Origin of the sequence: Sphingobacterium sp. UBA5670 (assembly GCF_002420705.1) — a bacterium.
Taxonomy (GTDB): Bacteria; Bacteroidota; Bacteroidia; order Sphingobacteriales; family Sphingobacteriaceae; genus Sphingobacterium.
The window spans coordinates 94,142-114,162 of the sequence record NZ_DIIM01000016.1 but is presented as its reverse complement, the minus strand read 5'-3'; the positions used below and the strand labels follow the sequence as shown (position 1 = coordinate 114,162).

Annotated in this window: 15 protein-coding genes; 10 read left to right on the top strand and 5 right to left on the bottom strand. The window is 39.7% G+C overall.

Translation table 11 applies throughout. The annotated features are described in order from the left end of the window. Positions 1-341: 341 nt before the first annotated feature. Together B3C94_RS13375 and B3C94_RS13370 are read right to left on the bottom strand one after the other, a co-directional pair. Complete coding sequence (locus B3C94_RS13375) at positions 342-1,289, bottom strand: MlaD family protein (RefSeq protein ID WP_293904439.1); 948 nt, start codon at positions 1,287-1,289, stop codon at positions 342-344. A gap of 61 nt (positions 1,290-1,350) precedes the next feature. Then, positions 1,351-2,151: an N-acetylmuramoyl-L-alanine amidase family protein gene (locus B3C94_RS13370; protein ID WP_293904437.1), complete on the bottom strand. Its 801-nt coding sequence runs from the start codon at positions 2,149-2,151 to the stop codon at positions 1,351-1,353. A 201-nt stretch (positions 2,152-2,352) separates the two neighbouring features. On the opposite strand from B3C94_RS13370, the gene B3C94_RS13365 reads away from it, so the two are divergent. The 3 genes from B3C94_RS13365 (at position 2,353) to B3C94_RS13355 (ending at position 7,995) form a co-directional block, all read left to right on the top strand. After that, complete coding sequence (locus B3C94_RS13365; protein ID WP_293904435.1) at positions 2,353-4,986, top strand: putative LPS assembly protein LptD; 2,634 nt, start codon at positions 2,353-2,355, stop codon at positions 4,984-4,986. A gap of 296 nt (positions 4,987-5,282) precedes the next feature. Next, a complete protein-coding gene (locus tag B3C94_RS13360; protein ID WP_293904433.1) occupies positions 5,283-6,542 on the top strand; it encodes a competence/damage-inducible protein A in 1,260 nt (419 codons plus the stop codon). Between the two features lie 112 nt (positions 6,543-6,654). Further along, a complete protein-coding gene (locus B3C94_RS13355; RefSeq protein WP_293904431.1) occupies positions 6,655-7,995 on the top strand; it encodes a dihydrolipoamide acetyltransferase family protein in 1,341 nt (446 codons plus the stop codon). 153 nt (positions 7,996-8,148) lie between these two features. Here the strand turns inward: B3C94_RS13355 and B3C94_RS13350 are convergent, their stop codons facing one another. Beyond that, entirely contained in the window at positions 8,149-9,525 is a 1,377-nt protein-coding gene (locus B3C94_RS13350) for an MATE family efflux transporter (RefSeq protein WP_293904429.1), read from the bottom strand. Between the two features lie 242 nt (positions 9,526-9,767). On the opposite strand from B3C94_RS13350, the gene B3C94_RS13345 reads away from it, so the two are divergent. The 7 genes from B3C94_RS13345 (at position 9,768) to B3C94_RS13315 (ending at position 16,507) form a co-directional block, all read left to right on the top strand. Continuing rightward, positions 9,768-10,289 (top strand): Sec-independent protein translocase subunit TatA/TatB, encoded by a 522-nt coding sequence (locus B3C94_RS13345; protein WP_293904427.1) that lies wholly within the window; start codon positions 9,768-9,770, stop codon positions 10,287-10,289. Positions 10,290-10,374: 85 nt separating this feature from the next. Next, positions 10,375-12,612, top strand: a complete 2,238-nt coding sequence (locus B3C94_RS13340; RefSeq protein WP_293904425.1) for a Tex family protein — start codon at positions 10,375-10,377, stop codon at positions 12,610-12,612. 152 nt (positions 12,613-12,764) lie between these two features. Further along, positions 12,765-13,472, top strand: a complete 708-nt coding sequence (locus tag B3C94_RS13335; RefSeq protein WP_293904423.1) for a hypothetical protein — start codon at positions 12,765-12,767, stop codon at positions 13,470-13,472. Between the two features lie 3 nt (positions 13,473-13,475). Beyond that, positions 13,476-13,754: a hypothetical protein gene (locus tag B3C94_RS13330; RefSeq protein WP_293904421.1), complete on the top strand. Its 279-nt coding sequence runs from the start codon at positions 13,476-13,478 to the stop codon at positions 13,752-13,754. A 485-nt stretch (positions 13,755-14,239) separates the two neighbouring features. Continuing rightward, entirely contained in the window at positions 14,240-14,584 is a 345-nt protein-coding gene (locus B3C94_RS13325) for a PadR family transcriptional regulator (RefSeq protein ID WP_293904419.1), read from the top strand. Next, on the top strand, positions 14,574-15,191 hold the full coding sequence (locus B3C94_RS13320) for a hypothetical protein (RefSeq protein ID WP_293904417.1): 618 nt from the start codon (positions 14,574-14,576) through the stop codon (positions 15,189-15,191). Before B3C94_RS13325 ends, B3C94_RS13320 begins: the two co-directional genes overlap by 11 nt. Beyond that, positions 15,188-16,507 carry a serine hydrolase domain-containing protein gene (locus B3C94_RS13315; protein ID WP_293904415.1) on the top strand — a complete coding sequence of 440 codons (1,320 nt, stop codon included), beginning with the start codon at positions 15,188-15,190 and terminating at the stop codon, positions 16,505-16,507. Before B3C94_RS13320 ends, B3C94_RS13315 begins: the two co-directional genes overlap by 4 nt. A 298-nt stretch (positions 16,508-16,805) precedes the next feature. Here the strand turns inward: B3C94_RS13315 and B3C94_RS13310 are convergent, their stop codons facing one another. Both B3C94_RS13310 and B3C94_RS13305 read right to left on the bottom strand, forming a co-directional pair. Next, positions 16,806-17,963, bottom strand: a complete 1,158-nt coding sequence (locus B3C94_RS13310) for a sialidase family protein (RefSeq protein ID WP_293904413.1) — start codon at positions 17,961-17,963, stop codon at positions 16,806-16,808. 70 nt (positions 17,964-18,033) lie between these two features. Continuing rightward, positions 18,034-20,016: a beta-N-acetylhexosaminidase gene (locus B3C94_RS13305; RefSeq protein ID WP_293904411.1), complete on the bottom strand. Its 1,983-nt coding sequence runs from the start codon at positions 20,014-20,016 to the stop codon at positions 18,034-18,036. Positions 20,017-20,021 lie beyond the last annotated feature (5 nt).

Sequence of the window (20,021 nt, the reverse complement as noted above, 5' to 3'; positions counted from 1 at the left end):
GAAACGCCACTCTTGAAGTGGCGTTTCTATTTATCCCATTGGCTGAACCTTTCATATTATATTAACTACTGACCAACATCAGCGCCTAAATTAATAGCGGTATTACAGGGGGTTAACAGGGGTATTACAGGGGGACATCAGGGGTATATCCCTGTTAACCCCTTGTAAACACCCTGTAAAAAGAGTCTTGTAACGGTTTTAATTTAAAAGATGATATATACTGGTAATAATGCAAACGGAAGCTATAGGCTACAGAAAGAAAGCCAGGCGTGGGGATTTGACAAAAGAAGCCTGCAGTTTGCAGGCTTCTTTTATAAATTATTGGATCTAAATTCTAAAATTTATTTTTCTCCCTTTTTTCCGAAGATAGAAAGCTTGATATATTTCCCAGGTTTCTCTTTGACGTCTTTCATCAGATTATCCATTTCCTTTGAAGCGTTATTAAGATTATTATATAAGGCTTCATCATTTAACAATAAGCCGATAGAACCTTTACCGCTATTGATTTTTCCAGTAATTTCCTGAAAGTCATTGACTGCAGCATTCACTTTGTTCATCGTTTTTTCAAAATCCAGTCGGGCGGCCTTATCTGTTACATTATTTAAATTGGACATAATCGCATTGATCTTCTCGCCATTTTGTGAAAAATTAGAAGTAATCGATTCCATATTGGCCATGATTCTATTTAATCTTCCTTTTTCATTTCCAACCAGACCTTCGACATCCTTGGTAATCCCCTCTACATTTTTTAATGACGTGGAGATACTATGGATACTCTTTTTAAAGTCATCCTGAAACTGTTTGTCCAATACATTGTTGACAACTGACAAGGTTGAATCCAGTTTAATGGTAATTGTTTCGATCCGTTTTTGAATAGGTTCAACCTTATCCATAATATTCGGCTGAACACCGGAAGCTAAAAAATCGCCATCCTTAGCCAGCTCCTTACTGCTGCCCATTTCAAAGACAATCGCTTTACTCCCCAATAAATCCGTACTTGAAATTCTTGCTATTGTATTTTTGGGTATATCATAATGGGAGTGTATCTTAAACTCGGTCTTAATTTTACCATCCGGCTGCAGAATCATTTTTGATACCCGCCCGATTTGATAGCCATTCACTAAAACAGGTTTGGATGGTGTTAGGCCATCTACAGTCTCATAAGTTGTATAAAAGGTATTATCGCTGCTAAAAACATCATTTCCTTTTAGAAAGCTATAACCAATAAATAATAAAACTATTGCAACTGTTGCTAATATGCCGACTTTTGTCTCGTTTGATATTTTCACAAATAATCTATTTAGTAATGATCATTAATATAACTTTAAAACAGCATAAAAGCAAATCTGTTTAACGTTCTACAGAATTTTTATAAATTTTCAGAGCGGAAACCAAATTATCAACGATCTCCTGCTGTCCTTCGTCGGACAATAAATAACTTTCTTCTTCTCGATTACTGATAAAACCAATTTCTGTCAGTACAGCAGGCATCCCCGCTTCCGCTAGTACAGCTAATCCTTTTTCCCAGAAACCCCGGCTGTATCGCCCTGCTTTTACATACTCCCCTTCGATCATCTGTGCCAGACGGATACTTTTTTCACGGAATCGGTTTTTCATCAAGGAGAAGATAATGGCGCTTTCGGGATCTTTTGGATCAAATCCCTGGTAATTTTCTTTATAATTTGACTCAAGTAACAAAGATGCATTTTCACGAACAGCGGCATCCTGCTGCCCCAAACGATGCGAACCGGAAACCAAGGTTTCGGTCCCATGCGCACTAGCACCACTTGAATTACAGTGTATCGAAATAAAAAGATCCGCTTTATTAGCATTTGCTAAACGGATACGCTTATAAAGCTCCACAAATTCATCGGTTGTTCGCGTATAGATGATTTTAATACCGGGAATATCTTTCTGAATTTGCTTTCCTAATTTTAAAGCGACATCCAGTGCTACATTTTTTTCCAAAGATCGTCTTCCCTGTGCTCCGGTATCTTTACCGCCGTGACCAGCGTCAATAACAATTGTTTTAATTTGGTAGTCAGGAGGCGCTGGTTGCCCATTGTTTAATTTGAAAGAATTCAACAAAAAAAATCCCAAAGTAGCAAACACGATGCTACACCATTTTCTAATTCTTAAATCTGATTTCATTGAATAATTATTTGCTCTACTATAAACGAATCAAAATGAGTCATTATTATTTCTTTAATAGATAACGATATTTAACATATTTTCTATTGCTTTTTTGACTAATTTTGTCTCTCGAAGTTTAACATTATTTCACAAAAATAACATTTGTCTTTAATTTTGAAGTCGTTAATCAACATTTTAACACTATTTATCATTCTTGCAATGAGCAATTCTAGCGTTGCTCAAAGCAATATTCCATTAAAACAGAACGGACTTCAAGGTAAGGATCCTATTTCGGCGACCAATAAATCGCAAGATACCAGTAAAACCAAAACTGCGGATACGGTCAAATCTGTTACAGACACCACCAAGAAAAAAGGAAGTGGCTTGCAGGCAGAAGTGAGTATCATTGCTGTCGACTCGCAGAAATCTGAAGTTGCAAAAAATATCAGTCACCTTTATCGCGGAGCAAAAGTAAAATATCAGGATTTTGAACTCTCTGCCGATTATATCCGTCTTGACCGAAACAAGAAAAAGATTTTTGCTTCGGGAATCTACGACAAAACGGGTAAGTATGTAGGCCGTCCTATCGTTATTATGGGAAATGGTGAGTCGCCTAAAACGGTCGATTCCCTCTACTATGATTACGAGAAACAGGAGGGAAATACCTATGGTATTATGACCGAGGTCGACGGTGGATACATTCAAGCCAATATCGTACGAAAGAATATCTACGACGAAATGTCAATTTACAAAGGGCTTTACAGTACTTGTAATCTCCCCTACCCGCATACCCACTTTGGTATCCATATCACCAAGGGGATTGTCACCAAAAACCAGATTATTTCGGGTCCGGCCTATCTTGTCGTGATGGGCGTACCTATGCCAGTAGCTTTTCCTTTTGCTTTCTTTCCAAAACCAGATAAAAGAGCATCCGGATTTCTTTTCCCTTCTTTCGGAGAAGACTATACACGTGGCTTCTCGATGCGGGATATAGGTTGGTATTTAGCCTTTAATGATTATTGGGACAGCGAGATCCGCGGTTCACTATATTCTAAAGGTTCATGGGAAGCTTCCATCAATACACGCTATACCGTCAATTATAAATTTAACGGTGGTTTTAATATCCGTTATGCCAATACAAAGACAGGTATAGAAGGGACATCCAATTATGGCTCCAACAAAGATTTCAATGTGACCTGGAACCATACCCAGCGACAGGAAGCCAATCCGGGGACTTCTTTCTCCGCTAGTGTTAATTTTGGTACGACCTCATTCTTCCAGAATACAGGTACAGGAAGTACACAAAACACTTATGAAAATCTTGCGCGTAACCGCATGGGATCGTCCATCAGTTACGGGAAAGTATTCGCTGATGGTAAAGTAAATCTAACCGCCAGTTTAACACACAATCAGGATATGGCAACAAGGAGTATACAGATGAGCTTACCAAATGTCAGCTTGAACGTATCTTCTTTCAATCCATTTGACAGCAAAGACCGTGTTGGTGAGCAAAAATGGTATCAACGCATCAATGTCGGTTATAGCTTCCAAGCACAGAACTCGGTAAGTACCATTGATACACTATTATTTAAACCTGGGGGATTTAAAAAATTCCAAAATGGTTTCCAGCACAATATTCCAATCAGTTTATCCCTTAACGCTTTTAAATATTTTCAGTTCAATACCAGTGTCAATTATACGGAGCGTTGGTACCTACAAAGCACCAGACAAAGCATCGATAACACAGCGGCAGGTTACAAACAACGCATTGATACCGTTCAAGGTTTCAACCGCGCTTACGATTACTCGGTATCAACAGGACTTTCGACTAAGGTTTATGGACATTACTATCCGAAAATCGGTAAGCTTCAGGAGCTCAGACACGTGGTTACGCCATCGATCAACCTAAACTATAGACCTGACTTTTCGGATCCTAAATATGGTTTCTATCAGCATTATAACGATCAATATGGAAACCAAAATGTATACTCGATCTTTAGTCAGGGTGTCTACGGATCTCCTTCTGCAGGAAAATCTGCAGGTATAGGTTTTTCCATCGACAATAATATCGAAGCAAAAGTCAAGAGTAAATCCGATACCACTGATGGTGGCTTAAAGAAAATCCCTATTCTTCAAGGTTTGACGTTCAGCGGAAATTACAACTTTGTTGCCGACTCCCTGAAGTTGTCCCCAATTACTTTCTCTGGCCGTACCGCTTTTTTCGACCAAAAGATGAATGTAAACTTCAACGGTACATTTGATCCCTATTCGGTGAATGAAAATGGGGTCCGAGTCAATCGTTATGCCATAAAGGATGGTAGCTTGGCCCGCCTGACAAACTTTGGTCTGTCCTTTGACTATAGTTTAAATCCTAAGGCTGCGAAATCACGCAATAACAATATCGATTCTTTAAGAAAAGAAATGTCTGGCGGGGGATTGACTCCAGAGCAGGCACAGGCTTTAGCGAGAATCAGCTCAGATCCGAATGCTTTTGTGGACTTTAATATTCCTTGGAACCTAGCAGCATCGTTTAGTTTCAACATGTCAAAGTTCTTTAATTCCAGTACACGGAGAATGGATAATCAAATTACGAGTACATTGAATTTACACGGTGATTTCAGTGTGACACCAAAATGGAAAGTAACCTTTCAATCGGGATATGATTTCAAACAGAAACAAGTTGTCATGACTTCCTTCAATATTTATAGAGATCTGCATTGCTGGGATATGTCATTCGGCTGGTTGCCCTTTGGCCAATATCGAAGCTATAATGTCACCATTCGTGCCAAGGCATCGATCTTACAAGATCTTAAGCTTACAAAAAGAGCAAGTTCAGGAGGCAGTTATTTTTAAAATAACTGCTTTTTTTGAAAATAATATAACCCTATTCGCCAGAAAAAACTTTCTCGCTTTCTCAGCTGCGATGCTTTCAATATCATGCAATATCATGAAGGTCGTATTTTATTCCCTAGCTTTTACCTTTTGCGGTAGCACACAACTTCCCATATCAAATGCATGTTAAACATTTTGTTGAGCCGTAATTTTACGTAAGTTTATATCCTGAATCGTCCAATACTAGGAATTTATGTTTACAGCTAATTGCGCTGAAACTTTAATAACTGCAAGGGACTAACATAATTATTTTTCAGATGAAAGCAGAGATTATTACCATAGGCGATGAGATCCTCATCGGTCAGATTATTGATACCAATTCGGGATGGATTGCTAAACAGCTTCTCCGGTTTGAAATCGATATCGTTCAGATGACATCGATCCCAGATACGGAAGAAGCTATTTTAACGACACTCAAGGATGCGTCTGCTCGTGCAGATCTTATTTTAATCACAGGAGGCCTAGGCCCAACGAAAGATGATGTAACAAAAAAAACGGCAGCAAAATATTTTGGTACCACATTGACCCGCGATGAAAACGTACTCCGTCATGTGACCAATATTTTTGAATCGCGCAATCTGAAGATGCTCGACATCAATCTTCAGCAGGCCGATGTCCTGGCAAATTGTGAAGTCTTATTTAACGATTATGGCACCGCCCCCGGCATGCTGGTCAACCAGGATCAAAAACAGTTTATTTTTATGCCCGGAGTGCCTTTTGAGATGAAATTCCTCATGGAAAAACATGTGCTACCCTTACTAGCTAAACAAGATCCGGACCTATTTATCTGTCACGAAACAATCTTGGTTGGTGGTATCGGAGAATCTTATCTAGCAGAAGAGATAAAAGATATCGAGGCAGAACTTCCCCCAAGCATAAAATTGGCCTATTTGCCAACATTGGCATTTATTCGCTTAAGACTCTCCGGAAAGAGCAGAAACAAATCCGACATTATGCTCCAGGTTGCCCTTTTTAAAACAAAACTTCTTCATCGTTTACGGCAATACGTCATTGCAGATTACGATACGAGTATCGAGCCCTTCTTGATTAAAGAGCTTAGCCGTAAAGGTGCTACATTGACGACTGCAGAAAGTTGTACTGGAGGTAATGTTGCCGCCTCAATAACCGCAGTAGCTGGAAGCAGCGCTGTATTTCTTGGCGGTACCGTCCCCTACTCCAATACGTTAAAACAACAATTGCTGCAGGTCAATGAAGAGACATTGATCCAATATGGGGCAGTGAGCGAACAAACAGCCGTGGAAATGGCTGCGGGTTCAAAGAAGATATTTTCTTCAGATTATGCCATTGCAACTACGGGAATAGCAGGTCCAGGAGGTGGAACAGCTGAAAAGCCGGTTGGAACGATTTGGGTAGCTGTAGCGGGAAAAAAAGAAGTGATTACCAAAAAGTTTAAATTTGATAACGACAGGCTGATTAACATCGAGCGTACTCGTATGAATGCTTTATTGCTTCTATGGAAGTTGCTGGTAAAAGAAAAAGAACAAGATACACAATAATGTAAAATAATATTTCTAAAAAAACGTTATTTAAGGAATAATATTTTAAATTGTTGAAAGTAAACCACAATTTAATTAACTTCGTTTTTCTATAACGAGATTGCTAAAAAATATGGCTTTATATAAACTCTTGCTCCCAAAAATGGGAGAAAGTGTATCCGAGGCAACAATCACAAAATGGTTAAAACAACCTGGTGACCTGATTGATGAAGATGACACCTTATTGGAAATCGCAACTGACAAAGTTGATTCAGAGGTACCTTCTCCTGTAAAAGGTATTTTAAAAGAGCAGCGCTATACCGTAGACCAAACCGTCCAAGTAGGAGAAGTTGTTGCAATTATAGAAATTGAAGGTCAAAATGAAGAACCTGTGATTCAACAGGAAGAAAATACAGCCCCTGAAGTGACCGTTGCCGAAGAGCATATAGATTTGAACATACCGGGTGTAGACCAGCTGCCCAACACAGCGGCTGAAACTGCATCCTCACCATACGAAAATGCACTACGTTTCTATTCTCCTTTGGTAAAGAATATCGCACGTCATGAAGGCTTATCGCAAGATGAACTTGACCGTATCCAAGGCACTGGTGCCGAGGGAAGAGTAACCAAAGAAGATATTTTAGCTTATGTAGCGCAAAGAGATTCATCGTCAATGCCTCACAAGTCAATTCAGGCAAGCACAGGCACAGAGGCTCCAAAAATAACTCCTGCTGCTCCGTCTCAGGTACACACCGTTGCCAATGGCAGTGATGAAATCATTGAAATGGACCGCATGCGCAGATTGATCGCAGATCATATGGTTAAAAGTGTCCAAACCTCTCCCCATGTATGTTCCTTTGTTGAGGCAGATGTAACCAACTTAGTTTTATGGCGCAATAAGGTTAAGGATGCCTATAAAAAACGCGAGGGAGAAAATATCACCTTCACCCCCTTGTTTATTGAAGCTATCAGCAAGGCGCTTAAAGATTTTCCATTGGTCAATATCTCCATCGACGGTTACAATATCATAAAGAAGAAAAATATTAATATTGGTATGGCGGCGGCATTGCCTAACGGCAATCTTATCGTCCCGGTAATCAAAAACGCGGATCAGCTAAGCTTGGTAGGATTAAGTAAAAGTGTCAACGACCTTGCACAGCGATCACGAGCCAACAAATTGAAACCCGACGATACACAAGATGGGACCTTTACATTCACCAATATTGGCGCTTTTGGCAATATTATGGGCACTCCGATCATTAACCAACCACAAGCGGCAATCTTGGCTGTAGGTACGATAACGAAAAAGCCGGCGGTGATAGAAACGGAGTATGGCGATATGATTGGTATTAGACATATGATGTATCTATCACTTTCTTACGACCACCGTGCAATTGATGGAGCACTTGGAGGTACTTTCTTAAAACGCGTAGCAGATTATCTCGAAAATTGGGATAGCAATCGCGTCATATAGATTGCCTTTCATGGCCAAACAGAACCTTCATGGCTTCGCGGATAAGGACAGCAATGAAAACGAACTGAAGATCTTTCTGGCCAGTAACATTAGACACTTTCAACAACAAAGGCTCTTAACAGAGCCTTTGTTGTTGTTTTGGGTATACTTTTGTTACTTAAACATACTTTGTTCGAACTGTATTTTCTTCTTCTTGATCACCAATTGGAACCGCAGATAAAGTAAAAGCGAAGAAGTCAACAAGCCTAATGTTAGCCCATACCAAATTCCTTTGATCCCCCAGTTGAACACGACTCCCATAAGATATCCACTTGGCAAACCAATAATCCAATAAGCGATAAATGTAATAATAGTTGGAATATTGACATCTCCCATCCCACGCAATACACCCAAACCGACCACTTGCGTACCGTCAAACAATTGAAACAGTCCCGCGATGATCAAGAGTTGCGAAGCAATAATCACCACAGCATGATCTGATGTAAAAATATAGGGCAAATAATTGTTCAGCAACGCGAACAAAGACGCCGTAATCAACATGAAGATTAGCACCAACTGATAAGAAGTTATCGCAAATCTTTCGAGACGGAAGAGATTTCTATTTCCATAACTGTTGCCCACCTTGATCGTTGCAGCAGCAGCTATACCGCTTGCCATCATATAGGTCATTGCGGCCAGCTGAATCGCAACTTGATGGGAAGCTTGTGCTGTAGCACTTATGGTACCTGCTAACAGTGATGCTCCGGCAAAGGCTCCAATTTCAAATACATATTGCATAGCCACTGGCGCCCCTATCCGCAATATTTTGAGCAATCGTTCCCGGTCAATCAGCGTCACTTTAAAATACTGGATATATCCCCTAAATTTCTGGGATCGCAATACATAAGTCATCATCACGGACATCATTAACACACGGTCGATCAGCGTACTGTATCCGACCCCTTTTACCCCCATGGGACTTATGCCAAACATCCCTTTAACAAAGACGATCGCCAATATAATATTCAGCACATTCCCCCAAATCGTCACGTTCATGGCTTGCTTTGTAAATCCCAGACCTTCTGCAAACTGCTTGAATGTGCTAAAGACCATCAGTGGCAACATCGATAAACTTAAAATAAGCAAATATGGTTTTGCCTCCTTTACCACAGCCGGATCTTGGTTGAGATGATCGATAGCCAACATAGAACCAAAGTAAACCAAACAGAACAACAATAGTCCGGCTATAATATTTAACCAAAAACTATTGGACAACAGAATGGCACATTCTTTCTTATTATCACGGCCATTCTCCTGCGCAATCAATGGCGTTATACCATAAGCTATTCCCAGTCCTACGACCATCACAATCATAAAAACAGCATGTACCAACGAAACTGCCGCCAATGGAATAGTTCCTGCAAAATGCCCAACAATCACACTATCTGCGGTATGCACCAATGTATGTCCCAATTGTGAGATCACTACCGGCCCTGCCAATACCATCGTACTTTTGTAATACGGCTTGAATGTTTTAAATTTTCCCAACATAATCGATTTCTCCAAAAAAATAGCCACAAAAATACAAAGATATTTCTGCCCTATCGTCATATTATAAAATATTTAGCAAAAATATAACAAATTACACTTGCCAAATAACCGCACTTTGTTAAGTAATTTTTATGTTTCAAATACCTTAAAATTATCTTAAATTTACTTTTGAGGCTAAGAACTATAGAAATATAAATGTAACTTAGCATCTAGTTAGTAATCAAAAGAAGAGGAAAAAGAGTATGTACAATCCAGTAATAGCATTTCTAAACATCGGAACACAGGAGATGATCCTAATTGTGTTTGCTATCTTGTTACTTTTTGGAGGCAAAAAACTTCCTGAATTGGCGAGAGGTTTAGGAAGAGGAATACGTGAATTTAAAGATGCGTCAGAAGGTATCAAACGTGAAATTTCAGATCAAATTAATAATTTCGAGAAAGACGTAGACGTTAAACCGGAAGTAAAAGAAGAAGCTGTTCCTAGTGATGTACGTTTAGCTGAAGAAAAAGCTCAAGCAGCACACGAAGAGGAAACAAAACCACAGGAGACAGCGGAAGGTTCTGAAACAGAACAGCCAAAGAAAAAATATGAGTTCTCAACACCAGCAGGTGTCGTTGAACATAATCCACACAAACAATTGGATTATGGAGAAGAACCATCTCACATCTCCTATGGGTATAACGATCATTTTGCCGAAACTAAAAACAACGAAGTAGAAGAAAAAAAAGTTCCTGAGCAGGACAACACCAATAAACCCGCTTAATTTTACTACTTTAGTTTATAATTAGATATACTTAGAGCTGTTGAATCACCATTCAACAGCTCTACTTTTTAAGATTAAACCACCAATGAGCTTATCAACACACGAAATTATTATTGCTAATGAGCTTTCTATTAGCGAAAAACAGGTTCGCACGACTATAGCATTATTAGATGAAGGCGCGACGGTTCCATTTATCTCACGTTACCGTAAGGAAATGACCGGCAGTCTGGACGAAGTTCAAATCACCAATATTAGAGATCGCTCCCAGCAGTTGCGGGATTTAGATAAACGTAAGGAAACTGTTCTGAAATCCATCAATGATCAAGGAAAATTAACGCAAGAGCTCGAGCAGCAGATACAGGGGGCCGAAACCATGGCCAGCCTGGAAGATATCTACTTGCCATACAAACCGAAGCGTAAAACCCGTGCCAGTGTCGCACGTGAAAAGGGTCTACAACCCTTGGCTGATCTGATTTTGGCACAAGAATCAGGAGATTTCCTTGCCCTTGCCGACAGTTTGGTCGATGAAGAAAAAGGTGTAAAAAATACAGAGGAAGCACTAGCGGGTGCCCGGGATATAATTGCCGAAGTCATAGCAGAAGATGCAGCTGTGAGAGCCAAGTCGAGAGCAATATTCCTGGAAAAAGGTTCATTTGTTTCAAGGGTAGTTCCCGGAAAAGAAGAAGCTGCAATAAAGTATAAAGATTATTACGAATGGTCGGAATCATTGAAAGATGCGCCTTCCCACCGAGTGCTAGCAATGCGCCGTGGAGAAAAAGAAGAATTGCTCTTTTTAGATATAGATATCAATGAAGAAGAAATTCTACCTCGTATTGAATCCATTTATATTAAGGGCGCCAATGCTGCCGCTGCTCAGGTAAAACTCGCTTTGACAGATAGCTACAAACGTCTGTTAAAACCTTCTATGGAAACGGAAATCCGTGTCCTGACACGTCAAAAAGCAGATGAAGAAGCCATCAAAGTTTTTGCCGACAATGTTCGCCAGTTGCTTTTAGCAGCTCCTCTGGGACAAAAAAGATTGCTCGCAATCGATCCTGGATTTCGTACGGGTTGTAAAACAGTTGTATTGGATGAACAAGGACAGCTCAAAGAAAATACAGCTATCTTTCCGCACAATGGCGCAAATGGATTAGCGGAAGCACAGAAAACGGTCCGGTATCTCGTATCAAAATATGATATTCAGGCGATAGCCATTGGAAACGGGACTGCTGGACGTGAAACCGAAGAATTTGTTAGAAAACTGGGGTTAAATAATGTTACCATCGTCATGGTCAATGAAAGTGGTGCCTCTATTTATTCCGCTTCAGAGACTGCACGGGAAGAATTTCCAGACTACGATATTACGGTCCGGGGAGCTGTTTCCATTGGTAGAAGATTAATGGACCCGTTAGCTGAACTCGTTAAAATTGATCCAAAATCGATCGGTGTTGGACAATATCAGCATGATGTGGATCAAAACAAACTTCAGACCTCTTTGGATGATACTGTCATCAGCTGTGTGAATGCTGTAGGTGTTGAACTGAATACAGCTTCCAAACAAATTTTAGCCTATGTATCTGGTTTAGGCCCTTCCCTAGCACAACAGATTATAAAGTATAGAAATGAGAATGGTCCATTCGCTTCCAGACGTGAACTAAAAAAAGTCCCTCGTCTTGGCGACAAGGCATTTGAACAGGCTGCGGGCTTTCTCCGTATCCGACATGCAGCCAATCCACTAGATTCATCCGCTGTGCATCCCGAGCGATATGCGTTAGTTGAACAAATGGCTAAAGATCTCGGAAAAAAAGTCGAAGACCTATTGACCGACGCGGACCTGAGAAAATCTATCCCCTTGAAAAATTATATTTCAGATGAAGTTGGACTACCGACGCTAAATGATATTTTGAATGAATTGGCGAAACCGGGATTAGACCCAAGGGAAAAATTTGAAGCTTTCTCCTTCACGGAGGGCGTCAATAGTATTGGTGATTTACGGGTCGGCATGAAGCTACCGGGCATAGTGACCAACATTACAAATTTTGGAGCCTTTGTTGATATTGGTGTACATCAAGATGGATTGGTACATTTAAGTCAGTTATCGAATCGCTTTATATCAGATCCCCATGAAATCGTCAAAGTTCAGCAACACGTCATGGTGACAGTAACAGAAGTTGATGAAAAACGTAGTCGTATCGCTCTGTCAATGAAAACAGATGAAAAATCTGCGCTACCCAAAAGCAGGAAAAATGATCCTAAAAGACAGGCGGAACCTGAAACTGATATGGCAAGCAAGCTGGCTGCATTAGCCAGTAAGTTCAAATAGTTTCTGGTTACTTCACGATAAAAACTTCCTGATTTCAAAGCTATTGTTGCTCATGAAATCAGGATTTTTTTTGACTATTAAACCGAACTTAACGAGATTATTGTTAACGTAATTATTTCGTATCTTTAGGGGAGAACAAGTTTTAATTTATCATGAGAAATTATATTCTAATCCTCTTCCTTTTTTTAGGAACGATTTTTTCCAAAGTTTATGCACAGCTCCCTGACGGCGCATATATGTATCATGATGGTTTATGTAAAAATTTGATTCTGATCAAAGGTCAATATATCTCATTTATATGTTTTGATGATAGCAATAAACGTTTTCACTACACCTGGGGCGGACCGATTGAAGGGCAAAATCAGACCGTCAATGTCTTGGTAGAATACAATTCACAGGATTCAACCGCTATTGGTAAAAACGTTCTTTTACCCTATCGGATCCAAAAAGACTCCCTTCAATTAAAAACAGCAGATACTTATCATTTATATGTCAAACAAAAAAGCCGACCTCAAGAGTTAGATGCCTTATGGAGAATAACAAGTCGTCAACAGGAGGGAAAAATGAATGATATACCCAAAACTAATCGCAAAACAATTAAAATACTAGTGGATGGATATTTTCAATGGATAGCGATCAATCCTGCACAAAAAGGATTCTACGGTACAGGTGGCGGATATTATCAATATGATAACAATCGATATATGGAAAAGATACAGTTTTTTTCAAGAGACAATAATCGTGTGGGACAAGTACTCAACTTTGAAGGTGCAATTGTGGATGGCGTATGGCACCATAAAGGAAAAAGTTCCAAAGGAGACGATATTTATGAAATCTGGAGTAAAGAAATAACAAAATAATATATGACAATCGAAGAATTTCAATCCATTGAAAGTCCACATCAACACTGGACAGCAGTACAAAAGTCACTCTGGTATGATCTAAAAGGAAATTGGAAAAGCGCACACGACCTAATTGATCAGCTGGAAGGAACTGCAGCAGCACATGTGCATGCCTATTTACACCGTAAAGAAGGAGATCAATGGAATGCTGAATACTGGTATCGCCGTGCCAAACAAAACGTATATAAGGGTAGTTTAGACGATGAGTGGAAAGATTTGTTCAAACGTTATGTCGAATAACATGGATAGTCCTGTTTTGTGATACGAACTGTTTGTTTTTTCATACAGAGCAAGTAACGCAGCAACCGATCACATCAAGAAGCTATATAAAATTAACTGAATACTACTCAAAAGCCTGTCATATTTATAAAATATTACCAATTAGGAGAGAAAACCAAAAGAAAATAATCTATTTTACGTAACAAACATATCACAAAGAAAAATATTATAAAACCAACAATTAGAATGGCACAGATATTGATTATAGTATACTATACTTGAGAAAGTATACTTTTCATAAATTTAGGTTAATAATTGGTTAGGTTAAACACTTGAAGTTCCCCGCTTCAAGTGTTTTTTTTATTAATGTCACTTGAAACCTGACAAAACCAGCTGTCCGTACTACTTCTTAATATTCTTCCTTCCCAACAACACGTTATATCAAAAGGGAAAATTAAAAAACAAATACATTGTATTACTATGTATTTTGTTATATATTTACGTATATGAATGGAGAATTTATTGATAAATGGGTCTCACAGTTAAAAAAAGGAAGTCTTTCTTTTGTTGTGCTCGGTATTTTGATCTCTGAACAGGAATACTACGGCTACGACCTTATCCAAGAAGTCAAGAGAAAAACAGCGATCGATATTGCTGAAGGAACTTTGTATCCGCTATTGATCCGCTTGAAAAATGAAGGATTAGTAGAATCAAACTGGGTACCACAGGCTACAGGAATTCCACGAAAATATTACAAAATAACAGCTGAAGGCCAAAGTACTTTTTTAGAAATGAAAAATTATTGGACCAGCCTAAATCAGCACTTAACCACCCTGACTCATGCATTATAACCAAATAAACTTTACAAATAAATATGCGGCTCAACTTTATCAGAGTTATATGTCCGCTGCAGCGGCTCTTGTCAAAAAATTACCGTTAGAACAACAACAAGATATTTTATGTGAAATCAATAGCCATATATTCGAAGCATTGCAATATCAGATTCCCGCTCAGTCAATACGTGATATCAAGCCAAATCAGCTCGAAGATATCTTAGATAAGCTCGGGTTACCGGAAACTTTTATTCAGGAAATGATTCATTCAACATCCATAGCATTGCCAATAAAATCTTTACCTAATTTCACAACCTTATTGCGCATACCCATCATATTCACACAGGGCGTGATCAACCTGATCTATTACGTAATCTATACGCTCATGCTTATCGCGATATTTCTAGTAGTTGCCAAATTTATTGATCCTCAGGGAGTCGGTTTGTTCTATTCGCCCAACAAGTTTTTCATATTCGGGAAACTTCTACTGCAGCACGAAGATCCTATACGTTATGAACAATTGGGCCATTATTTTATTCCCGCTTTTCTATTGATCATCACTCTACTATATTATTCATCAGCTTTGCTTTTAAAACTAAAAAAATCTATTCAGCATAAATTATGAAAAGAACCGCAACCATCTTATTCCTATTAGGAACATTATCCAGCCCCATTCTCAAAGCACAAGAATTTAACCTTAACCGTATAGATAGCCTCTTTTCTGTCATGGATAAAAATCATGCTTGGATGGGGAGTATTGCAATTGCCAAAGGAGACCACTTACTCTATCAAAAAGCGATCGGATATACAGATCTTGCTCAAAAAAAGAAAGCGACCATAAATACTCGTTATGGGATAGGCTCCATCTCCAAAACTTTCACCGCAGCGCTTGTACTGAAATCAATCGAGCTCAGAAAACTGAAGCTAGATGAGCCGATATCCACATTTTTTAAAGATATTCCAAACGCTGGGAAAATCACTGTCCAGCAATTGCTTAACCATAGCAGTGGAGTCCACAGCATTACTAACGACAAGGATTATTTGAGCTGGAATACTAAACCACAGACTGAGAAAGAACTTGTTGATCGCATTATAAAAGGAGGTGCTGAATTTACACCTGGCAGTAAACATGAATATAGTAATTCAAACTATATCCTGCTTACCTATATCTTAGAAAAAGTTTGGAAAAAGGACTATGCTTTTTTATTGAAAGAGTATATCTGTAAACCATTAAATTTAGAAGAGACAACCTTTGGCCGTCCTAAAAATAATAGTCAAGAGATCAGCGAATCGTATAAGTTCACCCAGGAATGGACGTTAGAACCACACACGGATAATTCTGTTCCCCTTGGAGCAGGCGCCCTTTGGTCAACTCCAACAGATTTGGTCAAATTTTTTAATGGTTTATTTAGCCTCAAAATAATCAATTCCGCGAGTTTGGAAGAGATGAAAAAAATAGATCAAGGTTATGGGAAGGGCCTGTTTCAATTGCCATTCTATGAACACCTAGGTTTTGGTCATACGGGCGGTATAGATGGTTTCTCTTCTGTTGCTGGTCATTTTGATGACAGCAGTTATAACGTCGCACTTATTAGTAATGCCAACAATTATAATAATAATGAAATATTAAAGTTCAGCCTTGGCGAGCTTTATAAAAAGCCTTTTCCACTGCCTGATCTTACGGAGGTACAATTAACAGAGGAAGAAATTTCAAGCATCGTTGGCGAATATAAAAGCGAACAGCCTCCTATTCAGATCAATATTACCAGGGAAGGTAGCAAGGTATTGGGGCAAGTTGTCGGTCAGCCCGCATTTCAACTGAAAGCGAAAGATAAAAACACGCTAGTCCAGCCACAATTTGGTGTAAAAATTGTTTTCGAGCGTGACGAAAACAAAATAACACTCTATCAGAATGGACACACCCTCATCTTGAAAAAATAAAGCGAAACGATCGGTAGATAGAGCGATAGCGATACAGGTGCTGTTGAAGTAGTGTCTTTTTTGCAAGCAAAAATAGACAGGCTTGTTGCGATTAGACTCAACACTAGCCAAAATTTAGTTTTTCTCATTTAGTTTTTGATTATTGGTTTATTTAAGTTTAAAGCGTTATTTGACAGCCTGTGGAGCAAGCTGCTTAAGAAACGGCACTTGAGCATTCTTTCACTCCTTCCTTTCGATTAAAACGGAAAGGAAGGAGTGGAAGAAAATGTATATTATATCGGCAACACAATGTGTCTGATTATTTAAAATTCACTGGCAAAAAGACAATTTTGCTATAATTTTCTTTTTCAAATAAAACACCGAGTTTATTTTTATTTAAAAGCACTAAATCGGAATAAGCGGCATAATCCCCTTTTACACCCTCAGGTGCTTTTGCAATGATCTGATTGAAATACCAGGTTTTACCCTGATCTTTACTTAACCGAACGGTTAGATTGTCTCTTCTATTGGTCGATGCAGCATTACAGACGGCTAATAGGTATCTTCCCTTCTTTTGCCAGGAAAGCACGGCACCCTGGTTGACTGGATCGGGCAAGTTTTTATCATAATATGTAGTATCCCAAGTAACACCACCGTCGTTTGAATAAGACACAATCCTTGATTTTACATTACCTTGCTGATTCCGGGAATTCATGTATAATCCTGTCCCCGATATTTGTGCGGCCATTGTTTCATTTGATCCTTCAAATTTTACACTCGCACCGATTTTGAATGTTTTTCCATGGTCGTCCGAATAATAAGAATGCGCAAAATAATCTTTGCCATCTGACTTCGGATTTCCTTCGGAGTGATTAGCTGGAATGTATATACGTCCTTTATATTTACCGGAATCAAATTGTAATGCATGTCCTGGTGTATTCGCATAAGTTCGCCAATCCTCCTGAAAGTTATACTGCGCATTTACCGAAGGCTGATTGGGGCGATGCGTCTCAAGCGTAATATTCTGTGGATTGGACCAGGTTTTTCCGCCGTCGGCCGAGCTAATGGACCAACATTCTCTCAAGCCATTGCCTTTGCGTACTTCGCCTTCGTGATTATTGCCCGTATTATAAAAAAGTAACAGGCGTCCTTTGGGATATGCCGGGTCTAGCAGATCAACTACGGGTGCTGGGTTGCCGACTTGCAAATTATCGTTGTCAACGGCAACATGCAGCGGACCCCATGTTTTCCCATTATCCTGACTTATTTTATAAACAATATCCACATTACCAAAATCTCCGGCATGATCTACCCTGCCTTCTGCAAAGGCGATTAGCTGTCCCGTTTTATCCTTTACAATAGCAGGGATGCGGTAGCTCTTATAGCCTTCTTCGCCTGAAACAAATACATTTACTTCCTGTGCCTGACAAATCCCTGCTAACAGCGCAAATGCTCCCATTATACATAGTCTCTTCATATCTATTTATGTTTATTGTTACTTATTTTAAAATTCATCCGCTCCATCAATGGAATGAAACATGCTACTTTTACTCCTTATCAATAGGGAGACAAGTAAACATCCATTTCAATGGATTTTGCCAGTCTTTCCCTTTTAATTTTCCAACAGGCAACTTGACCACAATTGTATTCCACCCTTTACGCAATTTAACTATGGCAGGACTTCGATAACTATACCCCTCATCAATCAATGGGATTTCCAGATCTCCCTTCTGACCCGCATGCTGCCAATCCGGAGGGAGCACTTCATGTTCATTGACCCAAAGTCTACTCATCCTGTCATCCCATGTCCCCAAATTTGGTGAATCACTGGCATACGAACGGGAAAGATCATTAAAACCGATCCAAAACTCCTTATTGCCGTGCACGTCACTCCAGATCTGACTCACAGCATACAGTGTGCTATTTTCAGCAGGATCGTCTATGGCCCCTTTTACGACATCAGACCACCAATGGCGTAATACGATTGTGCCACCATAAAACTCACCGATCTTTTTTAAAGAAGTAAAATTTCCTTTCGCTTCCTCCTTTAAACTCATACTTAGGTTACCTTTATTTTGCAGAGGTCCATACAATACCCATTTCTGTTTACTTTGCTGATAATAAGGAAAAATAAGATCTCTAAAATACAAATGCTTATGCTGGATCAGGCGCTCCTCAAATGCTGTAAATTCAGCGAGCCCTTCCCGATCCGTTTTGATATTGCTGCGCCATTCAAAATCTCCGCCACCGCACCAGCTACGTTCTGCAAAAGTCAACAAAGCAGGATAAACTGCATTCTGATGAAATATATCCTGTTCATGATTGACCGCACGATCAGGCCATGAACAGAGTGTTGCCCCCATTAACTTTTCATTTTCCGATGTCTGCCCCCCCAATTGCCTGTAAAATAACGTCGTCACAGCTTCCAAGGGATCCATATGGTTTATATACAAGTGCTTTGAATCAATTACCTCGACAGGAGAATCTTTCGTCATCGCTTGTGGTCCCCCCATCCAAAGCTGACGAATTGTCTGTGGTTGTAGGTTGCCACCGGGTTCCCAACCAATAGTCTTCATCCCCAAGCTTTCTGTCCATTTTGTCATAAACGGTAAAAACTGCGGATTGTGAATTTTTACTTCATCTCCTCCGATATGCAAATAAGGTAATCCTGGATAAGTGACAGCAAATTCCTTCACTAATTCCTTGAGAATGGCTAGACCACTATCGCTCTGCATATCAGTTTTAAAATACCGTCGAAAGGCAGCCGAGTGCCCCGGCATATCAATTTCGGGTAAGAGCTGAATATGTCTGTCCCGACAATATCGGATCAGCTCCCGCATCTCGTCAATCGTGTAATACTTTCCGCGCCACCGGTCCATGTTGGAAGAATCGGTCAGACCTGGGTAGTTCTTGCTGGCAAGTCGCCAGGCAATATCCTCCGTGAAATGGAAATGGAAAATATTAAGTTTATACCGTGCCATGATGTCGACTTGCTCTTTGAGTACATCCAGAGACTGAAAATTTCGTCCTACGTCAACCAGATATCCGCGCCAGCGAAAAGAAGGATAATCTGTAATGGAGCAATAGGGTAACTGCCCGTCCTGACCGCCCAGTTGCCGCAACGTTTGTAAGGCGTAGAAAATACCGGCACTCGCTCTGGCCTCAATGCGTATTCCCTGTTGATCCACAGCAATACGGTAAGCCTCTAAAGATGCAGATGGCAGATCCAATTGTTTATCACAAAAGATAGCGATATCACTATTCTTGAAACTCTCAAAATCAATCTTAGTTACATTCCAATCTTTTAGCAAGACACTTAGTGTCTGTCTATCAAAATCTGACACCTCGCCTTTGATATGAACACGAACAAGATGCTGAATAGCATAGTTCCCTGTTTTCCATTTCACAGAACGCGGCATAGGAAGCAGTGGCCTGATTGAATCCGGCAGACAACGTAAAGGACTGATAAAAAAAAGAATAATAATCAGCGTGGAGAGGAAGATATTTCGCGCAGCTTCTTGTCGTCTCATGATCT

Bases quoted from the DNA above. Each gene is read 5' to 3' on its own strand.
- B3C94_RS13370 (WP_293904437.1), bottom strand. From the start codon at position 2,151: ATGAAATCAGATTTAAGAATTAGAAAATGGTGTAGCATCGTGTTTGCT.
- B3C94_RS13365 (WP_293904435.1), top strand. From the start codon at position 2,353: ATGAGCAATTCTAGCGTTGCTCAAAGCAATATTCCATTAAAACAGAAC.
- B3C94_RS13360 (WP_293904433.1), top strand. From the start codon at position 5,283: ATGAAAGCAGAGATTATTACCATAGGCGATGAGATCCTCATCGGTCAG.
- B3C94_RS13355 (WP_293904431.1), top strand. From the start codon at position 6,655: ATGGCTTTATATAAACTCTTGCTCCCAAAAATGGGAGAAAGTGTATCC.
- B3C94_RS13350 (WP_293904429.1), bottom strand. From the start codon at position 9,525: ATGTTGGGAAAATTTAAAACATTCAAGCCGTATTACAAAAGTACGATG.
- B3C94_RS13345 (WP_293904427.1), top strand. From the start codon at position 9,768: ATGTACAATCCAGTAATAGCATTTCTAAACATCGGAACACAGGAGATG.
- B3C94_RS13340 (WP_293904425.1), top strand. From the start codon at position 10,375: ATGAGCTTATCAACACACGAAATTATTATTGCTAATGAGCTTTCTATT.
- B3C94_RS13335 (WP_293904423.1), top strand. From the start codon at position 12,765: ATGAGAAATTATATTCTAATCCTCTTCCTTTTTTTAGGAACGATTTTT.
- B3C94_RS13330 (WP_293904421.1), top strand. From the start codon at position 13,476: ATGACAATCGAAGAATTTCAATCCATTGAAAGTCCACATCAACACTGG.
- B3C94_RS13325 (WP_293904419.1), top strand. From the start codon at position 14,240: ATGAATGGAGAATTTATTGATAAATGGGTCTCACAGTTAAAAAAAGGA.
- B3C94_RS13320 (WP_293904417.1), top strand. From the start codon at position 14,574: ATGCATTATAACCAAATAAACTTTACAAATAAATATGCGGCTCAACTT.
- B3C94_RS13315 (WP_293904415.1), top strand. From the start codon at position 15,188: ATGAAAAGAACCGCAACCATCTTATTCCTATTAGGAACATTATCCAGC.
- B3C94_RS13310 (WP_293904413.1), bottom strand. From the start codon at position 17,963: ATGAAGAGACTATGTATAATGGGAGCATTTGCGCTGTTAGCAGGGATT.
- B3C94_RS13305 (WP_293904411.1), bottom strand. From the start codon at position 20,016: ATGAGACGACAAGAAGCTGCGCGAAATATCTTCCTCTCCACGCTGATT.